At 39.2% G+C, this 19,656-nt stretch carries 14 protein-coding genes, 1 other RNA gene and 2 pseudogenes; 7 read left to right on the top strand and 10 right to left on the bottom strand.

Translation table 11 applies throughout. The annotated features are described in order from the left end of the window. Positions 1 to 155: 155 nt before the first annotated feature. Complete coding sequence (locus PARC_RS05595) at positions 156 to 2,354, bottom strand: exonuclease domain-containing protein (protein ID WP_010553719.1); 2,199 nt, start codon at positions 2,352 to 2,354, stop codon at positions 156 to 158. Between the two features lie 95 nt (positions 2,355 to 2,449). Between PARC_RS05595 and PARC_RS05590 the strand changes: the two are divergent. Next, positions 2,450 to 2,641: pseudogene (locus tag PARC_RS05590) on the top strand (protein-tyrosine phosphatase family protein); the annotation flags it as partial. A 91-nt stretch (positions 2,642 to 2,732) separates the two neighbouring features. On the opposite strand, the gene PARC_RS05585 reads toward PARC_RS05590, so the two are convergent. Both PARC_RS05585 and PARC_RS05580 read right to left on the bottom strand, forming a co-directional pair. Beyond that, the gene (locus PARC_RS05585; protein ID WP_010553721.1) at positions 2,733 to 3,212 is read right to left on the bottom strand and encodes a hypothetical protein; all 480 of its coding nucleotides are present in this window, start codon (positions 3,210 to 3,212) and stop codon (positions 2,733 to 2,735) included. 212 nt (positions 3,213 to 3,424) lie between these two features. After that, on the bottom strand, positions 3,425 to 4,303 hold the full coding sequence (locus tag PARC_RS05580) for a DUF2971 domain-containing protein (protein WP_010553722.1): 879 nt from the start codon (positions 4,301 to 4,303) through the stop codon (positions 3,425 to 3,427). A gap of 412 nt (positions 4,304 to 4,715) precedes the next feature. Here PARC_RS05580 and PARC_RS05575 point away from each other — a divergent pair, with 412 nt between their 5' ends. The 5 genes and pseudogenes from PARC_RS05575 (at position 4,716) to PARC_RS05555 (ending at position 9,779) form a co-directional block, all read left to right on the top strand. Next, on the top strand, positions 4,716 to 6,140 hold the full coding sequence (locus tag PARC_RS05575) for a sugar porter family MFS transporter (protein WP_010553723.1): 1,425 nt from the start codon (positions 4,716 to 4,718) through the stop codon (positions 6,138 to 6,140). Between the two features lie 379 nt (positions 6,141 to 6,519). Next, positions 6,520 to 7,779, top strand: a complete 1,260-nt coding sequence (locus PARC_RS05570) for an OmpP1/FadL family transporter (protein ID WP_010553724.1) — start codon at positions 6,520 to 6,522, stop codon at positions 7,777 to 7,779. Between the two features lie 2 nt (positions 7,780 to 7,781). Further along, on the top strand, positions 7,782 to 8,195 hold the full coding sequence (locus PARC_RS05565; protein WP_021032090.1) for a YeeE/YedE family protein: 414 nt from the start codon (positions 7,782 to 7,784) through the stop codon (positions 8,193 to 8,195). A 3-nt stretch (positions 8,196 to 8,198) separates the two neighbouring features. Beyond that, positions 8,199 to 8,600: a DUF6691 family protein gene (locus PARC_RS05560; RefSeq protein WP_002958285.1), complete on the top strand. Its 402-nt coding sequence runs from the start codon at positions 8,199 to 8,201 to the stop codon at positions 8,598 to 8,600. Between the two features lie 97 nt (positions 8,601 to 8,697). Next, positions 8,698 to 9,779, top strand: a pseudogene (locus PARC_RS05555) (mechanosensitive ion channel family protein). 33 nt (positions 9,780 to 9,812) lie between these two features. On the opposite strand, the gene PARC_RS05550 reads toward PARC_RS05555, so the two are convergent. The 6 genes from PARC_RS05550 to PARC_RS05525 all read right to left on the bottom strand — a co-directional run bounded on the left by PARC_RS05550 (position 9,813) and on the right by PARC_RS05525 (position 16,223). Next, on the bottom strand, positions 9,813 to 11,948 hold the full coding sequence (locus PARC_RS05550; protein ID WP_010553727.1) for a TonB-dependent siderophore receptor: 2,136 nt from the start codon (positions 11,946 to 11,948) through the stop codon (positions 9,813 to 9,815). Positions 11,949 to 12,168: 220 nt separating this feature from the next. Beyond that, the gene (locus PARC_RS05545; RefSeq protein WP_002958288.1) at positions 12,169 to 12,480 is read right to left on the bottom strand and encodes an EthD family reductase; all 312 of its coding nucleotides are present in this window, start codon (positions 12,478 to 12,480) and stop codon (positions 12,169 to 12,171) included. A gap of 212 nt (positions 12,481 to 12,692) precedes the next feature. Beyond that, the gene (locus PARC_RS05540; protein ID WP_010553728.1) at positions 12,693 to 13,049 is read right to left on the bottom strand and encodes a TfoX/Sxy family protein; all 357 of its coding nucleotides are present in this window, start codon (positions 13,047 to 13,049) and stop codon (positions 12,693 to 12,695) included. Positions 13,050 to 13,287: 238 nt separating this feature from the next. Beyond that, positions 13,288 to 14,814 (bottom strand): succinyl-CoA:acetate CoA-transferase ScpC, encoded by a 1,527-nt coding sequence (gene scpC, locus PARC_RS05535; protein ID WP_010553729.1) that lies wholly within the window; start codon positions 14,812 to 14,814, stop codon positions 13,288 to 13,290. A 297-nt stretch (positions 14,815 to 15,111) separates the two neighbouring features. Then, positions 15,112 to 15,208: signal recognition particle sRNA small type (gene ffs, locus PARC_RS05530), an RNA gene on the bottom strand. Between the two features lie 139 nt (positions 15,209 to 15,347). Continuing rightward, positions 15,348 to 16,223 (bottom strand): DUF3014 domain-containing protein, encoded by an 876-nt coding sequence (locus PARC_RS05525; RefSeq protein WP_010553731.1) that lies wholly within the window; start codon positions 16,221 to 16,223, stop codon positions 15,348 to 15,350. A gap of 239 nt (positions 16,224 to 16,462) precedes the next feature. Here PARC_RS05525 and PARC_RS05520 point away from each other — a divergent pair, with 239 nt between their 5' ends. Then, positions 16,463 to 17,608, top strand: a complete 1,146-nt coding sequence (locus PARC_RS05520) for a patatin-like phospholipase family protein (protein WP_007584072.1) — start codon at positions 16,463 to 16,465, stop codon at positions 17,606 to 17,608. A 28-nt stretch (positions 17,609 to 17,636) separates the two neighbouring features. Here PARC_RS05520 and PARC_RS05515 read toward each other — a convergent pair whose 3' ends face one another. Then, a complete protein-coding gene (locus tag PARC_RS05515; protein ID WP_010553732.1) occupies positions 17,637 to 19,610 on the bottom strand; it encodes a monovalent cation:proton antiporter family protein in 1,974 nt (657 codons plus the stop codon). Between the last annotated feature and the right edge of the window lie 46 nt (positions 19,611 to 19,656).

Raw genomic sequence — 19,656 nt, 5'->3', positions numbered from 1 at the left:
AAAAGGAATAAAATTCGAATAGAGCATGCAATTTAGACTTCGAAGTCTAAATTATATTAAAGACCCACTTTAAGTGTCAGCACATAATTAATTTTCAATTAAGTGCTGATTATTCATGGCATAACTATTTAGTGGCTTTTAGTTAATCTGAGGATCTATTCACTACTTTGGGATTGCTGAATAAGTAACAATAACTCAGCAGTAGCCGTTGCATCAGCAAGTGCGCGGTGATGGCTGGTTAAATTTAAATTAAAATGCGATGAGAGATTACCAAGCGAATACGACTTTAAGCCTTTAAACGCTTTGCGCGACTCAACCACGGTGCACATTTTTGGCATTTTAAAAAAGTGCCCTGCCATCTCGCATTCTTTTTTAATAAAGCCGTAGTCAAAATTAACGTTATGGGCTACAAAAATACTGCCTGCGAGTTTATCAATTAGTGGCTTTACAACCTCTGCAAATACGGGCGCGTTATAAACCATGCTGTCGCTAATACCAGTTAGTGACGTTATAAATCCAGGTATATGGCGCTCGGGGTTAACTAAGCTTGTCCAAGTATCAATTACTTTTCCGTGCTGTACTTTTACAAGGCCTATTTCGGTAATACGGTTACCGCCTTTTAAGCCGCCTGTGGTTTCTATATCGACCACACTGTAAATACGGTTAGGATCTACAAACCATTTAACCGCAGCAATGTGTACTGTAAAGCCGACATTTTTTAAATTATCAATAGTGGTAAGTTGGTTGCGCCTAAGCTTATCGCCCGGGGCTTTTACCTCTTCAAAATGTACTTGGCCATTATTAATTACCATTAAGTCGGGGTAGCCGTCTTTTAGCTGTAAATAATGTTTGCTCATGGCTGTTAAGTGCGCAATTAGCGCCTTAATAGGGCTGTTTAAAATAAGCGCCTCTAGTGGCTCTAATAAATTGCTGCGCCACCTAAACAAACCGTTAGGTTGGTCAAAGTATTGCGCTGCATTTTTGCATACTAAATTAAGTAATGCTTGCGACGTTTGGCACTGTGCTAAGCGCTCGTTTATCTGTGTTTGCTGCGCTTCATAAAAATTACCAAGCCTTAATACTTGCGGATAAATATCAAACTCATTGCATGGTGGATAAGGCGACTCCACAAATAACTCATGCCAAAATACTAAACCAAACAAACTTTGCCAAAGCGTGTTTTCGGTATTAAATACAGCCATACCTTGGCGAGTATAATAATCGTTTACGCCCTGCTCTACTTCACCTCGGTACAGTTCATCTATTTCTAGCACGCATTGGGTGTCGGCAAGCATGGCACTTAAACGAGAACGTGTTTTTTTATTAAACTTACGCATTAAAAAATCGTCAGCAAAATACAGTAAATCATCAGTGAGCGGGTTTTCGATAATGGCTTCTAATCGAGCTTTTACCCACTCTTTATTGCCAAGCCTGTATTGCTCTCTTATTTGAATTTCTTGTGCTTCGCTATCATCCGCGCACCCTTCTAGTAAGCTAAAAGCAAGTTCGCTATCAACTGTTTTTAGCTGCCTATAAAGCCTAACTAATAATTTGTTTTTTAATACAACGGCAATGGCACCATGTGCAGCTTGCACTAAAACCTGCGACGCTAAAGCAACGTAATCGCTCTCATCTGTAATATTTTTAAATGCTAACCGGTAACGGTTTAATAAATAGTTTGATTGCGCTTCGTCAAGTGTTTCAAAGCGTGACAAGCTCTCACTGTGCCCTTCGCGCGTAGCGGTTAAACCTAAATCTCGCATTACAAAACGGTTTTGATGATTCACATCTCCACTGCTTAGCTTGCCTGCAAATAAAAACTCAAAATACTCGTAGTAATCACTGCGGTTATTAATTACATACTGGCTATAAAGTGGCGCAAGCTCTTGTGGGCATGCTTTAAAAAACTCACGCGCAATATCCACCAGCGCGCCTTTAGCGGCGCTCTTTTTAAAGCTTATTTGCTCACTGTAATTACTTAGCAACTCAACCAAAGAAGGTTTGGTTAAGTGCGCTAAAAGCTGCGAATAATGCTGCTCGTTTGGCTCAAATAAAATGCCCGCTTTTTTTAGCGTATAAATAGCCTGATGCGGCGATGTTATTTCTTCATAATTAAGCGATTGCGCCTGCACCAAATAAGGCTTGCGCGAATACACCCGCGCCAACATGCACTGGCTTTGCTCATCTAGCTGGTTAATTTTACTAATAAATTCACTATGTTTAGGCTCAAGTAAATGCATACATTTACTTGTTACAAACTCAATAAGCTCTTTAAAATGCGCTAAATAGTATTTTGCTGGTAATTCTTTTTTCATAATATCGCCACAACTGTATATAAAAACAGTATCTAGCATTTGTGCTTATTATTCAATCTTAAACTTGTAATCGGTAATGCTTATAGTTGCCATATAAAAATAATGTAGAGTCGATAAGCACTAAATGTAAAACCGACATACAACAAAAGCAAACCATTGCCATACATTGTAAAGGCAGCACTGGCCGCACAGGGTTGGTCGCTGCGCTTATTTTAAATTCGGCAGGTTACACAAAAGAAGAGGTATACAACCTAGTACAAGGCATTCGCCCTAAAGCGCTTACTATAGAATTGCAAAAAGAGTACTTTGAGAGCTTTAAGGTGTAAGGCAGAAATTTCGGAGGATTTAGCACTATAAATAGTGCTAAGAATACTTTTATGCTAGTGATGAGTTAGCGATGATAGGCTTAACCACTTGTTATATTTCATTTTTAACTCGCTCCCACTCTTTCTTTAAAACAATTTGTGACTGCTCTATGGTTAATTTGTGCGAATTCCAAAACTCTGCATCACTCTCAATAGAACAGCCTGACAGTAAAGCATTATGCATCTCAGTTACATGGACAAGCAATTTAAGATGACTCTCTTCTTTAGAATTTATATATAAATTAAGCTTATTAATGGATTCAGTAATATATTGATACTCTGCGTCTGTACGGTCTTCGTAGCCAGATGCCCAGTAATGAGAGCATTTACCAGTTATATCAGCTAGTAAAACCCTCAATTCATTAATCCATGACTGCCTAATAGGTGCAATAATTTGCTTATTTGCAATACGTAAATTATTGGCATTTTGGTTTTTAGATATCCGCATTGAAACTATAGGGCCAACTACAACAGCTAGCATCGCAATTACAAGCGACAGAAAAGGTAATGCAGACTTAACAAATTCAACCACGATCACTCCTTGAAATATAACGAGACTGTAGAATAACTTCAACAACCAAATTCAATTAAAATCGAGCTCCTGTAATTAACTCTAAGCGTTTTTAAAGCATTAGGTAATGCATTTTTGGAACCCATAAAACAGACTGTTTTTCTTTAAGAAAGTAATCCTACAGCCTCAATGCTTAATTCAGGTGCACCGTAGGCGTCACCTGGAATTTCTTGTTAGCCCTGAACTAATTGCCTGACTGATTGCCCATTATTTATTTTAATTTCATAGATCTTGCAATGAGAGTATTTATTTTCAATTAATTTTAAAATGTTGATTTTCTCGTCCGGATTAATTTTTGGGCCAAATGTAATCGACTCTAACTCTTCTGGATAAAATTTAAAGTCTGAATATCTTTGGTTGCTAGGAGATTTTATATTATAAACAACTCTCCACTCTTTTTCGTATGCCCAATCTTCACTCTTTGTATGATAAATTGCTAAACGAGTTTTCTTGTTTTGTTCAAGGTTGTGGCCATATAAATAAAAATCAACTGCACTACCAATAATAGGGGCATTTGGTGAGTAGTTTACTTTTTCAGCCGCAGCAAAAGGTGTCGACAGTTTATCGATGTGTTTGAATCCTAGCATGCAGCCAGCATAGCTATCACCATAATGAGCCCACATTAAAGAATTATTGTTATTTTCTGTTAAGCAAAAACAGCGTAGTGAACCATCATTAGCTTGTTCCGTACTTTTTCGGAAGAGATCTTCTAGCTTATCTTGACTACTAGGAATGTGTTTTTGCAATAAACTTAATGCCTCTTTAGCTGTGACATTGTTACTTTTCAATTCTTTCAATTGAGTTAAAAGAACTTCAGTCCAAAAAGAATATTTAGAAAAATCAATTTCTTGTTCATTAAAAATAATATCTACAAGTTTATTGGCGTAAGTATCTTTACCTTCTTCAAAGCTTGGTGATAATACAGGCATCCGCTGTAATTCATGGATATCATTAAACTGGCATGGACTTTGCCAACGAAGACGCCCAGTTTCTAAAACGATATTTGTTGTAGATGCTGTTGCATATTTATATAGAATGCTAGGAACTTCCAATTTAACTCCTAAGGGCTAACAACTTTGTCTACGACACCTGTCACTTTAGACCGACAAATGTCCCTATTTTATAATGCATTCACCTTAACCAGCAAATAATCACTTGTAAACAATTACTAAACCTCATATCAATTTATGTAATTGCAAAAGCACACTTAAAGGTACAGATCAGTAATATTGTTCCAACAGGCACTTCCCATACAAAGCACATTGTTTATTGAAATTCGGCCTGTGTTATTTAAAAAGGCGCTACTTAATTTCAAAGCATTGAATCTAAAGCCTTTAAACTAATGCCTTTAAAAATGGCTCAATTTATACTCGCCAATCCCTTTATACCCGCACAAGCGTATTCAACCATAACGCTTTACGATATTATGTTCCTTTAAATTTAATTTAACTTTCAGGGCATATAATGACAACGCACACACCGCCTTCCCACTCAGCCAACACAGCTGAAAACACCTCTCTTTTTTACGTAATATTTATATCGGCCGTTGCTGCTATTGGTGGCTTTTTATTTGGTTTTGACTCGGGCGTTATTAACGGCACGGTGTCCGCGCTCGGTAATGCATTTAATTCAAGCAGTGTGGCTACGGGCTTTAACGTAGCATCTGTTTTACTTGGCTGCGCCTTAGGTGCGCTTGCTGCGGGGCCGCTGGCTGATAAGTTTGGTCGCCGTGCAATTATGATCATCACCGCGATTATTTTTGCCATTAGTGCATTTGGTTCGGGCATTAGCGAAAGCTCTGCGGAGTTTATTTTTTACCGTTTATTTGGTGGTTTAGGTATTGGTGCTGCATCTGTATTAGCGCCAGCTTACATTGCTGAAGTTGCGCCACCAGCACTTCGTGGTCGTTTAGCTACATTGCAACAACTCGCTATTGTATTGGGGTTATTTGCTGCGTTTTTAAGTAACTATTTAATAGCTGATGCAGCAGGCAGCGCGCAAAATATTTTAATGCTTGATATAGCCGCTTGGCGCTGGATGTTTTGGGCAGAGCTTGTGCCTGCTGTGTTGTTTTTAGTGGGTGTTTTATTTATTCCTGAATCGCCTCGTTATTTAGTGGCGCAAGGTAAAGTGGATGATGCAAAAGCGGTATTTAGCAAAATATCGAACGACAATGCCGATGCACAAGTAAGCGATGTTAAACGCTCATTGCATAGCGATACAAAGCCAAGTCTTCGTGATTTATTTATTGATGGCAGTAAAAAAGTACACCCAATTGTTTGGGTGGGTGTAGCGCTGAGTGTGTTTCAGCAATTTGTGGGTATTAACGTGGTGTTTTATTACGGCTCTGAGCTTTGGCAAGCCGCTGGGTTTGATGAATCGCAATCGCTATTTATAAATGTGCTCGCAGGTACTACTAATATTGTATCGACCTTTATTGCCATTGCCCTAGTTGACAAAGTTGGCCGTAAACCACTGTTGCTTGTAGGCAGTATTGGTATGTTTATCAGCTTAAGCGCGCTTACTTATATATTTGGCAGTGCAGGCCTTGATGAAGCAGGCAAACTTACCCTTAGCGATAACATGGGTACGTTTGCACTTATTATGGCTAACTTATTTGTGGTATTTTTTGGCTTAAGTTGGGGCCCAATTGTATGGGTATTATTAGGCGAAATGTTTAATAACCGTATTCGTGGTGCTGCCCTTGCCGTTGCTGCCAGTGCGCAGTGGATTGCTAACTTTGCAATTACCATGACCTTCCCTATTATGCTGGCTAACATTGGCCTTGCCGGCGCTTATGGATTTTATGCGTTATCGGCACTTATAAGCATATTTTTTGTTGTTAAATACATTAAAGAAACACGCGGTAAAACGCTCGAATCTATGTGATTTTTAAAAGCGGCGATATTAATCGCCGCTTTGCTTTTACATACAATGGCGTTATTTAAGAATGATTGTTTAGATGAGCTAAACGTTAATTAATAAATATATTTTAAACTGCTGTTGATACGTAAACCCTCCTTTTACCTGCACACTTTTAATACCAAAGTGTATAGCTACCGATTGCATACTTAAATATCGCTATAGCTCAATACGTTAGCGAACCTTTTAACTTAAGCTAAGATTGAATAGCAATCTACGCTCATTTATTTTAGCTTTATAACTATTGCCGTATTACCTTTTATTATAACTAATCTATTTAAATTCCTTTTTAGAATATCAAAAATTAGCTATTGTCCGCCCATTCCAACTTTATGTATTTACTAAAATGAAAAAACAGTTAATTTCAGGCTTAGCTTTAACGTGTACGTTAGGTTCGTTCAGTGCATTTGCTACTAATGGTTATTTTACTCACGGCTATGGCATGACCCACAAAGGTATGGCTGGCGCAGGTGTAGCGCTGTCAGAAGAATTAATGTCTGGCGCTAATAATCCAGCAACCTTTTTACCTAATGGAACAGAGCTATCTCTGGGCTTAGAGCTTTTTTCACCTGAACGAAAATATACTGCATCAAAAGTAGATACTTTTTACCCTGGCGCATTTTATCTTGAAGCAAAAACACAAAAAAGCGACAACACCGTATTTGCAATTCCAGAGTTTGCTATTGGCCATCAATTAAATGAAAAAGTAAATATTGGTTTATTAGTGTATGGCAACGGCGGTATGAATACCGAGTACAGCGCAGAATCCTCTCCTGAGGGGACTTTTTACGCTGGTACAACGGGCGTTGATTTAAAACAACTCTTTATTAGCCCAACAGTAAGCTATAAGTTGAATGAACAAACACGCCTTGGTGTTTCCCCTATTTACGTGGTGCAACAGTTTGAAGCGCAAGGGCTTGGAAACTTTGCTCCTTTTTCGCAATCACCAGAAGCGCTTACAAATAATGGCACCGATACAAGCACAGGCTTAGGCATTCAACTAGGTATTAGCCAAGATATAAATTCGTCATTAAGCTGGGGGGCAAGTTACCGCTCATCAGTGTCTATGCAAGAGTTTGATAGCTATAAAGGTTTGTTTGCAGAGCAAGGCGGATTTGATCTGCCAAGTTCGTTTCAACTTGGTGTAGCTTATAAGCTTACCCCAGCTAATCAGGTTGTATTTGATTGGCAAAAAATAAATTACAGCGAAGTAAAAAGTATTGCAAATCCTATCACTAACTTGATGTCAGCGCCTTTAGGGGCTGATACAGGAGCTGGGTTTGGCTGGAACGATATGACTATTTATAAGCTTGGCTATCAGTGGCAACGTACATCGCAACAAAAAATTCGTTTTGGGGTATCTTATACCGAGCAACCTATTCCTTCATCAAACGTTTTGCTTAATATTTTAGCCCCGGGCGTTCAAGAGTGGCATTTCACTACTGGCTTTAGCCATTCTTTTACCAACAAGGTACAATTAAACGCTATGGCTTTTTATTCGCCAGCAAAAAAAGTAACGGGTGCTAACTACTTAGCACCTAATCAACAATTATCAATCGAAATGAAACAAACCGGTTTAGGCGTTTCTATTGTTTGGGAAATTTAAAAATGATAACAGAATTCACCCCAGTATCGGCAGCAATAGGCGGTGCATTAATAGGTATAGCGTGTACGTTATTACTGGTTTTATACGGAAAAATTGCGGGCATATCAGGCATTGTTAAATCTGTATTCGCTAAAGCAAATTCAGACTCTCGTTGGCAGTTATACTTTATTTTAGGGTTGTTGTTGGCAGGAGTGGCTGTAAGGGTCTTTGCGCCTTCTTTATTAGAAGGCGAATTGCAATTACCGCCTTGGCTTATTGTTGTTGCAGGGCTTTTAGTTGGCGCGGGTACAACGTTAGCTAATGGGTGCACAAGTGGCCATGGTGTGTGCGGCATGTCGCGCTTTTCTACTCGCTCTTGGGTTGCAACATGCACATTTATGCTTGTCGCCTTCATTACAGCAAACCTTGTAGGATAAATAATGAAAGCAATTATGATGGTTGTTATAGGCTTTATATTTGGCTTAGGACTTATTATTAGCGGGATGACAAACCCTGCTAAAGTGATTAACTTTCTTACCTATGGAAACCAATGGGACGCAAGCTTAATTATAGTGATGGCTGTTGCCATGCTAATAATGATGCTGACATGGTTATGGGTTGCAAAAAAAGAGAAGCCACTTCTTTCAGGAACGTTTAATTTAAGTGATTTAAAAAAAATTGATGCACGCTTAATTATCGGCTCGGTACTTTTTGGTTTAGGCTGGGGTTTAAGTGGTATATGCCCAGGCCCGGGCTTGGTTCAATTAGTATCTCTTAAAATGGAGTTTTTATTGTTTTTTGCAGCCGTGCTAGGCGGTATGTGGTTAGCCAAAAAAGTATAATATTTGCTGCCGACTAAACTCGGCAGCTACTTTTACCCAAACAAAGGTACATAACTTGCTGCAATATATATAAAACTATATTGAACAGGTTTAAGTTATGCTAAATAAAGCGCTGGAATTTTCTAACAACACACCTTGGTTAGGCGCAGCGTCCTCCCTATTACTTATAGCTATACTACTGTTTTTAATTCGTTTTTTTGTAATGTACTGGCTAAAAAAATGGACTTCAAAAACCAAATTTATATTCGATACTTTACTAATAGAGTCAATATCTAAGCCGCTAACACTGTGCACAATTATTGTGCTACTCACCATTTTAGAGCACGACACCTTCATTATTAGTACTTCTATTTCTCAACAGCTCCCTTTTAATAGCATTAATATTGTATTAGCGCTGCTTGCACTTATTATGTTTTTAGACCGCTTTATTTTTGGCACTATTAATTACTATGGTAAACAATCTGCCGTGGTTTTTAATTCAAAAAGCATAATTAAAGGCGTGATACGCGTTACATTATCGTCAGTGGGATTACTGGTATTAATGGGCACGTTAGGTATTTCTATTACACCTATTATTGCCTCGTTAGGTATTACATCACTAGCTGTTGCCCTTGCTTTGCAACCTACCCTCGAAAACTTTTTTTCTGGCGTGCAGCTGGTAATAGATAAACCTATAAGGGTGGGTGATTTTATTGAGCTTGAATCTAAGGAGCAAGGCTTTGTTGATCATATAGGCTGGCGATCTACATGGGTTAAAATGCTACCCAACAATATGATTATTATACCTAATAGCCAATTATCTAAATCGCGTATTATTAATTACTTTTACCCTGAAAAAGAGCTTAGCGTGCCTGTTGATATAAGCGTGCATTACGATTCAGATTTAGAATTTGTTGAACAAGTAACACTTGAAGTGGCTCGTGAAATACTTATTTCACACGAATGGGGCGTTGATGATTACAATACCTTTGTGGTTTTTCATACCTTTGACAGATCAAGTATTAACTTTACGGTTATGAATACTTTAATCGCTTTTGGGTTAAATCTGCTTTTATAAAAGCCTTGCATAAACGCTATAAAAAAAAAGGTATTGTAATCCCCTTCCCTATTACGGCTATTAACACGACTCAAGAATCCGCTAAATTTAATAGTGATAAAAAGGTGCAAGGCGATACTTAAAAAAAGCGCGAGTAACTCTCGCGCTAATAAGTATTAAAACTTGTAGGTAATTTGCCCAATAATTTCGCGAGGGCTACCGGGAAAGTGGCCATTACGCTCAGTAAAGCCACTAACCGCGTATTCTTTATCAAACAGGTTATTAATATTTACACTCAATAACACGTCATCAAAGCGACTCGTCCAGCTCATATCAAATACGGTAAATGGTTTTACTTTTTGACCACTGGTACTAAGTTGCTCACTTACGTAATTTGCACCAAAGGCAATTGATGAGTCAATCGAATCCAGTGCGTAGCGAGTCCATAAACCTGCCTGGTGGCGTGGTGCATTAGCAAAGCGCGAACCGTCTCCAAATGTATTTGAAAGCGTATCACCCGTTACGCCGTCTACCACTTGCGTATCGTTGTAAGCGTAGTTGGCCGTTACGGTCCAGTGCGCTGATAAATCGCCGACTAAAGTTGTTTCAAACCCTCGGCTTTCTACTTCACCTATATTTAAAAGTGCAGCAATGCCATCTCCAGCTCCCGTATCGTCAGGGTTGCTCATTACCACGTTTTCTTTATTAATTTGGTAAATTGCAAAGGTGCTCATTATTTTGCCGTCGAGCCATTGGTTTTTCATACCCAGTTCGGTTTGCTTGCCGGTTTCTGGTTCTAAATTACCTTCGCCTTCTACATCTTCTTGATCGGCTGACGATGTAGGATTAAAGCTCTCTGAGTAGTTAATATATACCGATGTGTTTTCTACTGGTTGGTAGGTCACAGCAACGCGCGGCGTTATGTCGTTATCTGAGTAACTAAAGCCAGTTTCTTGATTAAACTCTTTAAAATGGTCATAGCGCAAACCTGCAATAATTGTCCACTGCTCGCCTATGCTAATTACGTCTTGTGCATACACACCAAATCGGTCGGTATCAACGCCATCGCGGTTCATGTCGGTGAGGTTATAAGTGCTTGGGTTGGTTTCACCGTAGTTTAAATTAAAAATATTTAAATTAGCGACGCCATCGGCCTCATATCGGGCACGTAAGTAGTCATATTCGGTATCAACGGTGTGGTAATCACCACCAAATAAAAACTGATGGGTTAATTGTCCTTGTCCAAAGTTATAAACAAAGTCGGTGGTTATACTTGCTTCTTTATTGGCACGAAATTGCTTACGGTATTCTCGTTTGATGGTTTCGTCATCAATGTTTGCTTCGCCATCACCATTTACATCTACCCAACTTTGCGACTCATGGTAGCCTTGATCGCGTTCGTTATCCATGTAACGCAGTGTGCTACTTACAGAAAAATCATCACTAAAGTAATGACTTATCTCGGCTTGAAGCACCAACGCTTCCATATCTTGATAATCAACCGCTTCATTAGCGTTATAACTTGGGTCAACTAAAAAGTTGCCGTTGTCATCTACCGGTACGCCCCGTAAGCGGTTACCGCCTAGGTCTTGTTTAATGTAGTCAACACTTGTGGTTAGGGTTGTTGAATCACTTAAATCAAATAACAATCCACCCGTCAGCTCGGTGTTTTTTGAGTCTGCATTGTTACGAAAGCTGTCTTGCTCTTCATAAAAACCACCCAACCTATAAGCCATTGTATCGCTTAAACCACCGGTCATATCGAGTGATGCGCCACGCGTATTGTAGTTACCCAAGGTGAGCTTTAATTCGCGCTTTTCTAAGTAGCTTGGTTTTTTGGTTACGTAATTAATCATCCCACCAGGTTCGCCACCGCCATACAAAGCAGAGGCTGGCCCCTTTAATACTTCAACACGTTCTACATTAAATAACTGCGGTACACCAAAGCCCGAATATGGGTCGCCACGCACACCATCGTAAAATACATTTGCGTCATCTCTAAAACCACGAAAAGTTACGCCTGAGTAGCTATATTCGCTCACTCCCGCAATTGAGCGGTATAAGTCGGTAATGTCACGCGCTGCTTGGTCAATTATAAGTTGCTCTGTTAAAACCTGAGCCGATTGCGGAAGCTTAATAAGATCTAAATTAGTTTTAGTCCCAATTTTACTTTCGGTTTCTAGATAAAATTGCTGGGCACGGCCAGTTACTTCTATTTTTTCAATATCGTCGTTTTGTTGTGAAAAAGCTATATTAGAAAAAACAGATAAAGACGCAGCAATACTTAATGCCAAATAATTAGGGTTAAACATGATAATTCCTGGGAGAAGTGTAGATAGCCAACAACCTAAATGATAACTTTTATCATTTTCATAATCAACACAAGGGCGGGTTTAATACATCTAAATATTAGAACTAATATTACTTAAAACAGAGCGCTAGCCCTTTTATTGCAGTTAAAATAAAACCCCTACTGTATTAAATACAGTAAGGGTTATTAAGTGACGCTTAAATTAGTATTTAGCGTGTAATTTATCCCGCAATATTGCTAATTTGAATTACTGGAGACACGTTAGTAAAATTAACTAAATCAGCCGCTATTACCTCTTGATGAGGTGCAAAGGCTTGCTGAAAAGATTCTACCGATTCAAACACTAAATGCCCCATAGCAATATAAGTTGGCGCTTCGCCCGGTGCGCCACCTGCTAAACCTGCATCTGCACTACTTGATATAAGCGCTTTACCAACTAACTCTGCAACTAGTGGTAAATGTGTTTTACAGTAGTAGTCCATATCGAAAGTAGCACTTTCATTATTTGGGTATAATACGCTTACTTTAATCATTACATTCTCTCTTTTATTTACTAAAAAATTTAAAGCTGTGCTAATAAACAGCTTTACAAACTAGTGTTCAAAGCGTCTTTTGAAATAGTATGTATCATACATAAGTAAAAAAACGCATAAGTGAGCAGTCGCTCAATTATGCGTTATTCATACTCATAGCGCCAGTAATTTGATTGCAGTACTTATTTTAATTAAGGTGATACTTCGCTAATTTACTTAAGTGCGGGTCGTTTTTTAAAAGGTTTGGGCGGCAAAGACTCTACAAAGTTAACGCACGTATTTACCCAATATGCTAAATCAGAATCAGACTCAAAACCTTCAGGCAAAATATAAACCAAGCCCTTAACTGGCTTTCCGGTAAAGTCCATTTCAGTTACATGAGGTTTAGCTAAACAATCGCTGTAGTTTTCAGGCCCTACTCGCACCATCAGCTTGTTGCCTATTATTACGCAGCACATATAATCCGAAATTATAAAACATAAACCACCAAACATTTTCTTAACGACTAAATCGTGGCGCGCATTAAACAACTCATAAAGTCGCTCTTCTAACCCTCTGTCAAACGCCATTTTAGTATCTCTTTTTTTAATAAACACATTACACACTTAATAACGGTAATAGCACCTAAACCTAAGTAAATAAAATAATAAAAGGTGGCTGGGAAAGGTATGCAAAGAGTAGGTATAAAATTATTTTGGGCTTAAAGTTTTTATTAAACCGCACTAATCAAAGCTGATTGAGCTGACACTAGTGCGGTTCAAAAGTAAGTATAAAACTTACTAATTCAATATTAATAAACCAAAATGCTCATGCAGACAGCTGCACTTGAGCATCTGCTGCAGATACTTTTTTCATGCTGCCTTGTTGTTCAAGACGAATATGCCAGCTAAACGCTTCTTCTAGTAAATGAGGGGTATGCCCGCCACGCTCACAAGCGCGCTCATAATAGTCTAACATCGCTTCGCGATATTCTGGGTGCACACAATGCTTAATAACTTGTACAGCACGCTCACGCGGTGCTAAACCGCGTAAATCAGCTAAACCTTGCTCAGTTACTAATATATCAACATCATGCTCGTTATGATCAACGTGGCTCGCCATAGGCACTACGCTTGAAATAGCGCCATTTTTAGCAATCGATTTAGTCACAAATATTGCTAAATGAGCATTACGAGCAAAATCACCAGAGCCGCCAATACCATTCATCATTCGTGTGCCACACACATGTGTTGAATTTACGTTGCCATACATATCAAACTCAAGTGCAGTATTAATGGCAATAATACCTAAACGGCGCACTATTTCAGGGTGGTTCGAAATTTCTTGAGGGCGTAACACTAGTTTATCTTTGTATTGTTCTAAATTATTAAATACTTGCGCATTACAACGCTCAGACAAAACAATTGAGCTGCCCGATGCAAAACTAAGCTTACCTGCGTCAATTAGGTCAAACGTCGAATCTTGTAGTACTTCAGAGTACATTGTTAGGTCTTTAAAGTCAGAATCGAGTAGTCCCATCATTACAGCATTAGCAATGTTACCAATGCCTGCTTGCAGCGGACCTAAATTAGCTGGCAATTTATTTTGAGCCACTTCATCTTTAAAAAAGTTAACTAAATGGCGCGCAATAGCGGCGGTGTCTTCATCAGGGTCGGTAACGGTAGAAAACGAGTCGCTTTGGTTAGTAAAAACAATACCAACAATTTTTGCAGGATCGATAGGAATAGCAGTGCTACCAATTCTATCATCTACTTTAACTAACGGCATTGGTTGGCGAGTAGGACGATAAGATGGAATGTATATGTCATGCAAACCTTCAAGATTCGGGTTATGCAGCATATTAATTTCAACGATGACTTGTTTGGCAAAAATAGCAAAACTGGCTGAGTTACCAACCGATGTAGTTGGCACAATATGCCCTTCTTCGGTAATAGCGACTGCTTCAATAACAGCTACATCAGGCATGGTTAATTGATGATTTCGTAGATGCTCAACCGTTTCAGATAAATGCTGATCAATAAACATTACTTCACCGTTATTAATCGCTTTACGTAAAGTACTGTCTACTTGAAAAGGCATACGACGCGCTAAAATGCCCGCTTCGGTAAGTAGTTTATCTAAATCATTACCTAAAGATGCGCCAGTCATTAAATTTATTTTTATTGGATTTTTTTTGACTTGCTCAATTAACGCTCTGGGTACTGCTTTAGCTTCTCCGGCACGAGTGAAGCCACTCATCCCTACAGTCATTCCATCTTTAATAAATTGGCTTGCTTGTTCTGCAGGCATCACCTTGTCATGCAGGTTACTATTGCGAATACGTTCCAAGTGCATACTGAGCTCCTCTCTAAATTTGACATTATTCTAATCCTAACTTCGTACTACACAATCTAGACTTAAGTCGTATTTACGAATCGAGGATGAGCAACATGTTTAAAAGGGAGGTTAATTTACTTTTAATTAATACTATCATGTAGTTATTAGTAATATTTTTAACAAAAATGACATAACAATCTATAAAGTAATTTATAAAGTAATCTATAAATAAATAGTATTATTTAATTAGAGGAATTATTTTTGAGGAATTAACTTTATTAGTTCAAACACCCAAATGAGGAATTTGGGTGGCAGTCTTACCAGCCACATCTCGGCACACACGTCACAAACTGTGGCTGCTCCCTTCCGGGCCTGACCAGGTTCGCCTGCTAGTGTTGCGAGAGGACCAATAAGACTACCATTGAGGGCCTTGGTTGGCGCGGGAGGGATTATCTCTACTTTTGCTCTGTTATTCAAGGGATAATCTAAAAAGAAAGTGCGATTGCATACTTCATATACAATCGCGGCGTATTTAGCTGTTTTAGTGCATATTAATTGTTCTCTAACTGCGCTTTTATATTACGTAATGCTGCTTTTACTTTTTTCATGTTTTCTGGACCCATACGTAAAAGCTGTTTTTGTGCATCTGGTAATTGCTCCCACTCCGAAAACGCATACTGGTACGTTACTGAATCACGAAGTAACGGCAAGTCACCTTCAGGCTCTGGCGTATCAAGTAATAAATCGATTGCATCAGTTAGCGTTTGATTAAATTCGTCATCGCCGTAACCAATTTCACTGTATGCATTATTAATAAGTGGCTTGTACTCTTCGTACATGCGAACGGCTTGCGCTGCACTCATACTGGTAAATATTTTCACATACGGTGTATAACGCTCGTAGCTGTTAGGGTTAATCGTTAAGATATCACCTTCATTCACGCTAAATTTTTCTTCTGGCTGTACAACAGGCATGTGTTTTTTAGCTATTTTTCCTTTTGCTAAGTTATCTACATATACCACACCACGACGAATAATATCATCGGTCACCATTAAGCTCATTACTGAGTCGCTTAGGTACTCGTCCATTTTAGCAACAACAACTGCATCACTTTCGTTAAGCGTTGGTAGTGGCTCTACTTCTGGCACAGGCTCGCTTGGGCTTTGTGCTGGTACTTCAAGCTCGGCTGGTTTTTCTGGATTTACAGACGGCGCATCTACCACAGGGTCGTTCTCGGGTTTAAGCTCCATCATAGGTTGTTCTTTAACTGTGGGCTCTACCTCAGTGCGTGTTGCTTGCTCGTCACTGGGTGTTAGCAATACGAAGGCGGCCGCACATGCTACGACTATTAAAATAATAACGGCGAAAAGAATATTGTTATTAGGTGGACGTTTTTGAACATCTGATGCTTCTGGTTTATCTGACATACGAACTCCATAAAAATTAAAATGCGATATCACTTAGAGTACGCTAAGTGGATTAAATTCATTCTTACACAAATACTATGACATTTTATAATACGGCAATTATAGCAAAGTAAGTTACATACTAAATTGGGTGATTAAACAATGTAATAAGTATTAGGGCAGTTATCCTTTGATTCTTCTAGCTTAAAGACTTACAGTTAATAAATAAAGTAAAGACGTAGAACAGTTTAACCACCAATATGAAAATCAAGCAAGTTGATCCACAAAAACCTAAAATTGCCTTATTACTCACAGGTGGTGGCGCACGTGCTGCTTATCAAGTGGGTGTCCTTAAAGCGCTAGCTCACAGTATGCCTCGTACTGCTCCATTGCCATTTAGAGTAATAAACGGCACCTCTGCTGGGGCTATTAACTCTGCGGCTTTAGCATGTTACGCCTCTTGTGCTCATTTAGCTGTACGAAAACTTGAATCAGTTTGGAAAAACTTTTCAACCTCTATGGTCTATAAAAGTGATTTTTTAAGCGTATTTGGTCATATTGCGCGTAATATTTTAACGAGCTTTCAGTCAGAACATATTAACCATCCACCAGCAAGCTTGCTAAACAACCGCCCTCTGCGTGGTTTATTAAACGAAATTTTAGATTTACACCGCATTGAGCGCAATTTACATCGTAATTATTTAGATGCGCTGTCTATTACGGCCTCAAGTTATACAACGGGCGACTCTGTTGCATTTTTTCAATCTAATACGCAAACATCTTGGCAGCGTGCTAAACGCGAAGGCCGTGCAACTCGTATTAATGTTGAGCACTTAATGGCATCGAGTGCCATCCCTATGGTGTTTCCAAGTGTAAATATTTATAACCATTACTTTGGTGATGGCTCTATACATCAACTTTCTCCGCTGAGTCCGTCGATTCATTTAGGTGCTGAAAAAATATTTATTATTGGGGTCGACCAACCCAAAGAATTACACCCACCGGGTTATTCGCCACATTATCCGGGTCTATCTGCTGTTGCGGGGCATTTGCTCGATAGCGTATTTACCGACACTATGCAATCGGATTTGGAGCGTTTGGCTCGTGTTAACCGAACATTAGGGCTATTACCCGCTCGCGACAAACATCAAGAACTTAAACAAATAGATACCTTTGTCATTAACCCTTCGCAAAACTTTAACGCAATTGCAGCGCAGTATTACGACGATATGCCATGGGCCATTAAAGTATTGCTACGTACCATAGGTGTAAAAAAGCATTCGCAATCGAGCTTAACCAGTTACCTATTGTTTGAAAAACGCTACACCCAGCATTTAATGCAAATTGGCTATGAAGATGGTATGGCGCAGCTGCCTAAGATGCGTGAATTTTTAGAGTTAGATTAATCTTTTAGAGTTAGATTAATCTAAGTCACTATTCGATTCCGTCGAGCAGATAGTGCTCTACCCGCTCAACACGCCTTGGTTTACCTTGTAATACTAAAACGTCATTAGCCAATAATGTTGTTTGCGCTGATGGCGTATCTATTTCGGATCCTTCTCTGCGCAGTGCTTTTACGAGTACTCGCCGCTTTTCTAAATTAAGATCTTCAATTGTTTTACCCACGGCATAAGCTTGCTGAGGTAGCGCTACAACATGTAAGTATTCTAATCGTTCACTTGAGGCATCTTCGCTATCTTTAAAATACCCTGCGTAAAAGCTTTGCATTAACGGATAACGATTACGACGTTCTTTACTTACTCTACGCACAATACGCGTCATCGGTACGCCCGACATAGACAACACATGCGACACGAGCATTAAGCTCGCCTCTAACGACTCTGGCACTACTTCGGTTACGCCTAGCCCTTTTAAATAATCTAACTGGCTATCGTCACGAGTACGAATAAGTATTTTAACGTTGGGCGCTATTTGTTTTATGGCATCAATAACAACTTGTGCGTGATCAAGCTCTGTAAAAGTAATAATAACCAAGCGAGCTCGCTCTACTCCTGCGCACTTTAAAATATCTTTTTGTTTAACATAGCCAAATATAACAGGCTCACCTGCCGCTTTGCCTTCTTGTACTAAAATTGGGTTACTTTCAATGGCAACGTAGTCTATTGCTTCGGGCTTTAAGAAACGCGCTATAGTTTGCCCAACACGCGAAAAACCACAAATAACAACATGGTCACTATAAAGTGTACTACTTTGTGGCTCACTCTCCAGCGCTAAACTAGGGCGATCGAGTATACCAAAACGCTTTAAAATAAATGGCGTTTTATCAATCAAAAATGGTGTAAATGCCATTGATAACACACCAAGGGCAATTAAAAATGAAGCTTGCTCTGAGTTTAATAACTGATGCTGGCCAGCAAGTGCGATAAGTACAAAACCAAACTCCCCCATTTGCCACAGCATAATGCCACAGGCGAGCGAGTCTTGGTTTCGCTCATGCATTAGCCGCGCACTAAGTGCTACTACTGTAATTTTTAATACGAGTAACCCAAGCAATGCGCCAATAATTATTACTATATGCGCCAGTACAAATAAAATATCCAACTGCATACCCACAGTTACAAAAAACAGCCCCATTAATATATCGCGAAATGGACGTATATCGGCCTCTAGCTGGTGCCTGTAATGGCTCTCACCTAACATCATTCCCGCTAAAAAAGCGCCCAATGCCATAGATAAGCCAAACATATACGTTAAAAAGCCCGCAAATAAGGCGACTAATATAGTGGTAAGTACAAACAACTCATCGGTTCGTACTTGCGCTATTTCTTTAAACACAATGGGCAATACCCATTTACCAATTGCCCAAAGAAGCACGCATACAAATGCGCCCTTACTTAGGGCAAACGCTAAAGCCCAGCCAATACTTTGAGAGTCGCTTGATGCAAATAAAGGAAGTATTATTAATAGAGGAACAACAGCAATATCTTGAAAAAGCAGTACACCAACGGCCAATTGCCCACGGCGCTGATTAAGCTCACCCGTTTCTTTTAATAGCTTAACCACTACAGCCGTAGAAGAAAGCGCCATAATTGTACCAATGGTAAAACTGGTGAGTAGGGAAAAGTCTAAACAATATAAAATAATAATGAAGAGTAAACTGGTTATACCTACTTGTAACGAGCCCAGCCCAAATACTAGGCTTCGCATTGCCATTAGCCGCGAAATAGAAAATTCTAACCCCAAACTAAATAACAAAAACACAATTCCAAGCTCTGCTACAAACTCTATTTCGTGAGATTGCGCTAACCAACCAATACCATGACTACCGGCTAAAACCCCCGTTGCTAGGTACGCCAAAATAGGCGGCAAGCCAATGCGTTTAAAAAACCACACAAAAAGAACTGCTGCCACTAGCAAGCCAAAAATTTGAACGTTAATACTCTGCAAATTCGGCCTCACGCGTCAATTAAACCAAGGGACTTACTTTAAATAT

This window comes from Pseudoalteromonas arctica A 37-1-2 (assembly GCF_000238395.3).
Classification (GTDB): domain Bacteria; phylum Pseudomonadota; class Gammaproteobacteria; order Enterobacterales; family Alteromonadaceae; genus Pseudoalteromonas; species Pseudoalteromonas arctica.
Note: the sequence above shows the minus strand (reverse complement) of the source record. Positions and strands in the feature narration are given on the sequence as shown.